The organism is Pirellulales bacterium, from assembly GCA_036490175.1.
GTDB lineage: Bacteria > Planctomycetota > Planctomycetia > Pirellulales > JACPPG01 > JACPPG01.
In genome coordinates, this window is record DASXEJ010000368.1 from 1 (window position 1) to 3,811 (window position 3,811).

Sequence of the window (3,811 nt, forward strand, 5' to 3'; positions counted from 1 at the left end):
CTGCGCCCCGTTAACCGGTCGAAAATGGTCTCAGTCACCGGGCGCGGACGCCACATCATCGCCCTGGCCCAAGCCGCCCTCGCGCAGGTACACTTGGTACTCCCGCGCCTGTAGCTCAGGGGATAGAGCAACGGTTTCCTATTGCAAGTTAGCGCACTGACCAGAAGTGCCAAAAGCGTCGGGAAAACCTAGGAAACTAGGGTTTTTTGATGCGCTGAGTCGAACGTCGAAAAGGGTGTACAAACAGGTGTAAACGTGTCGTGTCGGGTGTACGTACACCCGCGTTGCGGCGTCATCGCCAGAGACCATTCGGGCGGGCTGCCCTCTTCCCTCATGCCCTGCGTGCTTGCCAGCGTCGATACGCGAGCAACGCTAGTCCGCCAAGTGCGGCGAGGATTAGAGCCGAGGGCTCGGGAACGTTCGGCACGATGGCACATGCAGTGCCTAAGCCGTCGATCAGCCATAGGGGGCCAGTGCCTTCCGTGATGCCGGACAAGATCGTGCGATTGCCGGTCGCTGGGTCGATTTGCAAGACATTGTTGCCGAGGTGATCGATTACCAGAAGAGTGCCATTCGGCTCGATGGCAAGTTGGGAGCCGTCGATTGCGATGGCTGGTCCTGTGCCCACGCTCCCTCCAGATACAATGGTGCGGTCACCAGTCAGCGGATCAATCTGCAGAATCTCACCGCCGGTCAATGGACCGGGAGTTTGCTCCAAAAGCAGATTGCCCGACCCGTCGTACACGATACCAGCGGGATAGCTGATTGCCGGTCCGGTTCCGACCCCGCTGCCCGACACGATCGTCTGAATGCCGGTGGTTGAGTCGAGCTTGATGATATCGTTTGAAGTGCCGGCGTTCCCGATGATCAGGTTGGTTCCATTTACGACGAATCCGACCGATGCCAGATTGTCGCCGCCAAGTACCGCTGTTCGGTTGCCGGTGGCCGGATCGACATACAGGAGTGGGCCGCCGCTAAGCAGGATGTTGCTGCTTAACTGCAACGCTCCGTCATATTGTGATCCCGGCCCGGTTCCTACCGACGCGCTGGTAATGATCGAACGGTTGCCGGTGGCCGGATCGACGCGATACAAAGATTGGGCGGTGCCGCCGGCAACGAGCAAGCTCCCATCTGGTGCGAAGCTAATGGAAGTGCCACCCAGCAGGACGGGACCCGTGCCATGCGTGCTATCAGATAGAATCGTGCGGTCACCCGTCGTAGGGTCGACAACAACGATGGCGCCGCCGACAGAAAGGCGGTTGCTAAAACTCGCTGCCACGACGATATCGCCAGGCACCAGAGTGACAGCCTGGGCAAGCCGCCATGACGGGGAAAACGCTGCAAGGAACCCGGTAAGCAGAAGACATGTTTTTATGTTCATGAGCAGACCTCATTTACGCGACGAGAGTAACGCGATGCAACGATGCAGCATTAACAAAGAGTGCTACAACGTGGACAGATATGATGTCGCCGGGAAAAAGTGTGCCTTGGGTCGGCTATAACGACCCAGCGAGTCCGGCTTTAGATGACGCTCAGTAGCGTGCTCCGAGAGGGACGTTCCTACGAAGGCGAAGATACCCGTTTGAAACGTCCACGTTGTTGACAGCATAAAATGCCCTCTACTCGGGGGCAAGTAAATTCGGATGGTCCATGATCTGGCCCCCATCTGCCGCCATCGGTTCGGCTTGCTCGTCTAGCCAATAACCGTATCGAAGTCCTTCCCATCACGCCAAAGCCTGCGAACTAACGTCGCAGCCTCAGTCACAATCGATCGCGGCGCTGCTAGGCGCGTGTTCTCGCCACGACCGAGATGTCAAACAAATCCGAATACCCCGTACGCGCCATGGCCTTGGTTGATCTTGACCCTGACGTTCTCCTGCTCGTGGTGTGGTAGGTTGGCGATGTCGTTGACGAGGATCGGCATGCTGCAAATTGTGGCAAGGGCGATTTATCCGTGTCATAATGTCGCCCGGAATGCCACAATTGGATTAATCAAATCGAAAGCGAGCACGCAAATGGCCGCCACATGGATGGAAGTCGCCAGCGGTACGCCAGCAGACTCCACAATCGCCCCATCAGTCGAACAGTCCCTTACATTACTGCAAGCGACGTTTCCGGGTAGGTACGATAAGCACAACCCCGCAACGATCAGGAAGAAGATGGGAAAGACGCGGCAGCACACATCGGGGGGAATGATTACGAGCTTGCGAATTTGGTCTCATTTCGACAGCGGCAATGTGGATATAACGGTGTTCTTTTTCCTGCGCCTTCGATTCTGTCCAGAATGCTACGTGATGACCGCGGGAACTTCGCTCACCGACGAACAAACGCTCTACAAAGAGATCTCCCTAACTCCCGTGCCAAATATAAAAGCCGACACTAAGGTTCCAAAAATTGAATTCCTCAATATAAACAAACTCCCAGATGACATTACAGCTGCTGGCAACACAGATGGTGCAAAGGCATTAGGGCGAGCATTCCAACTCGGCATTACAGCGACGACGATTACAGCCAATTCGAATCCCTATAGTCTAGGGCCGCCCTGGGCGGATTCGACGACAGCATTTATGCGCTGGCATTGCTTAGATTAGCATCGCGACATCTCCTTCAATCGATCATGTACGGTGCGTCGCTCATGGTTTTCTTATTTCGGCCACTGGGCTGGTAACCGTGTTGAAGTCCTTGCCATCGCGCCAGAGCCTGCGAGCTAGCTCCGTGACGTCAGTAACCGTTGCCAGCGGCGCCGCTAATCGCGTCCACCCACCGCCAGACGGTTCCTTCACTAAGCCGTAGATCCAGTAGGTGCCCTGCTCGCACTTAATCTTCACCCCGAAGTCGTCACGCTCGGCTTCGAGCACGAGCTGGCCCTCGTGGTGCGGCAGGTTGGTCATCTCGTTAATGATCACTTCTCTCATGCCGCGAGTTTATCGTCGTCGCCATACCGTTTCGCAAGTTAAAAAAGGATGCAAACCTGCAATCGTCGTAACACGCTAGCACATGATCGCAGAGATATTCCTTCGCAAGGAACCGCCTTCTTCGTTGACGAAAATGTAATCGATCGACAGAATGCGATTCTCGACTATCACCTTGGACGAATTGGCGGAGAAAAAGCATGAGGCGCATTCTTGTAGGCATCGGCATTGTGATTGGCTTGGGAGTATTTGTCGATTGCGCGAATGCGCAGTACAAACCGCAGAGTAGGCCTTTTGATACGCAATCCCGCCGGCCATCAGTTAGCCCGTACATGAACCTGGTCAACAACAGCAACGCCGGCGCCTCGACCAATTATCAGTCGCTCGTTCGCCCACAAGTTGACCAGCAAAACTTCAATTCGCATTCGGCCTCGGCGATAAAAAATCTGCAGCGTAGTGCTGATTCTCCCTCGCGTTCGAAATCGACTGGTGGCGGCAGCAATGCAAAGCTTCGCTCGACAGGGCATGCTGCTGTACGGCAGAATTATTCGCACTACTATCCGACGTTGGGTCGATAGCCCATCGGACGACCGGTCGTCGAATCGTGCCCCTCGGCCGGCGTCGCGCACAGCAATGCCTCGACCACCTATTTCGATGTCTCGCCCTATGTCATCATCACACCCGAGCCGCCCTCGTTGGTGCTGGCGATCCTGGCGATCGCAGTTGTACCGTGGGTTGCCCGGCGAAGCGCCGTCGCCGCTGCGCCCCGTTAACCGGTCGAAAATGGTCTCAGTCACCGGGCGCGGACGCCACATCATCGCCCTGGCCCAAGCCGCCCTCGCGCAGGTACACTTGGTACTCCCGCGCCTGTAGCTCAGGGGATAGAGCAACGGTTTCCT

The 3,811-nt window shown here is 56.2% G+C and carries 4 protein-coding genes; 2 read left to right on the forward strand and 2 right to left on the reverse strand.

The genetic code is table 11. The features are described from left to right. Positions 1-331: 331 nt before the first annotated feature. Positions 332-1,381, reverse strand: coding sequence for a PEP-CTERM sorting domain-containing protein (locus VGG64_28315; GenBank protein HEY1603538.1), 1,050 nt, complete (start codon positions 1,379-1,381; stop codon positions 332-334). Between the two features lie 541 nt (positions 1,382-1,922). On the opposite strand from VGG64_28315, the gene VGG64_28320 reads away from it, so the two are divergent. Then, positions 1,923-2,591 (forward strand): hypothetical protein, encoded by a 669-nt coding sequence (locus VGG64_28320; GenBank protein HEY1603539.1) that lies wholly within the window; start codon positions 1,923-1,925, stop codon positions 2,589-2,591. 42 nt (positions 2,592-2,633) lie between these two features. Here the strand turns inward: VGG64_28320 and VGG64_28325 are convergent, their stop codons facing one another. Next, positions 2,634-2,915, reverse strand: coding sequence for a hypothetical protein (locus tag VGG64_28325; protein HEY1603540.1), 282 nt, complete (start codon positions 2,913-2,915; stop codon positions 2,634-2,636). A gap of 197 nt (positions 2,916-3,112) precedes the next feature. On the opposite strand from VGG64_28325, the gene VGG64_28330 reads away from it, so the two are divergent. Then, positions 3,113-3,490, forward strand: coding sequence for a hypothetical protein (locus VGG64_28330; GenBank protein ID HEY1603541.1), 378 nt, complete (start codon positions 3,113-3,115; stop codon positions 3,488-3,490). Positions 3,491-3,811: the final 321 nt, after the last annotated feature.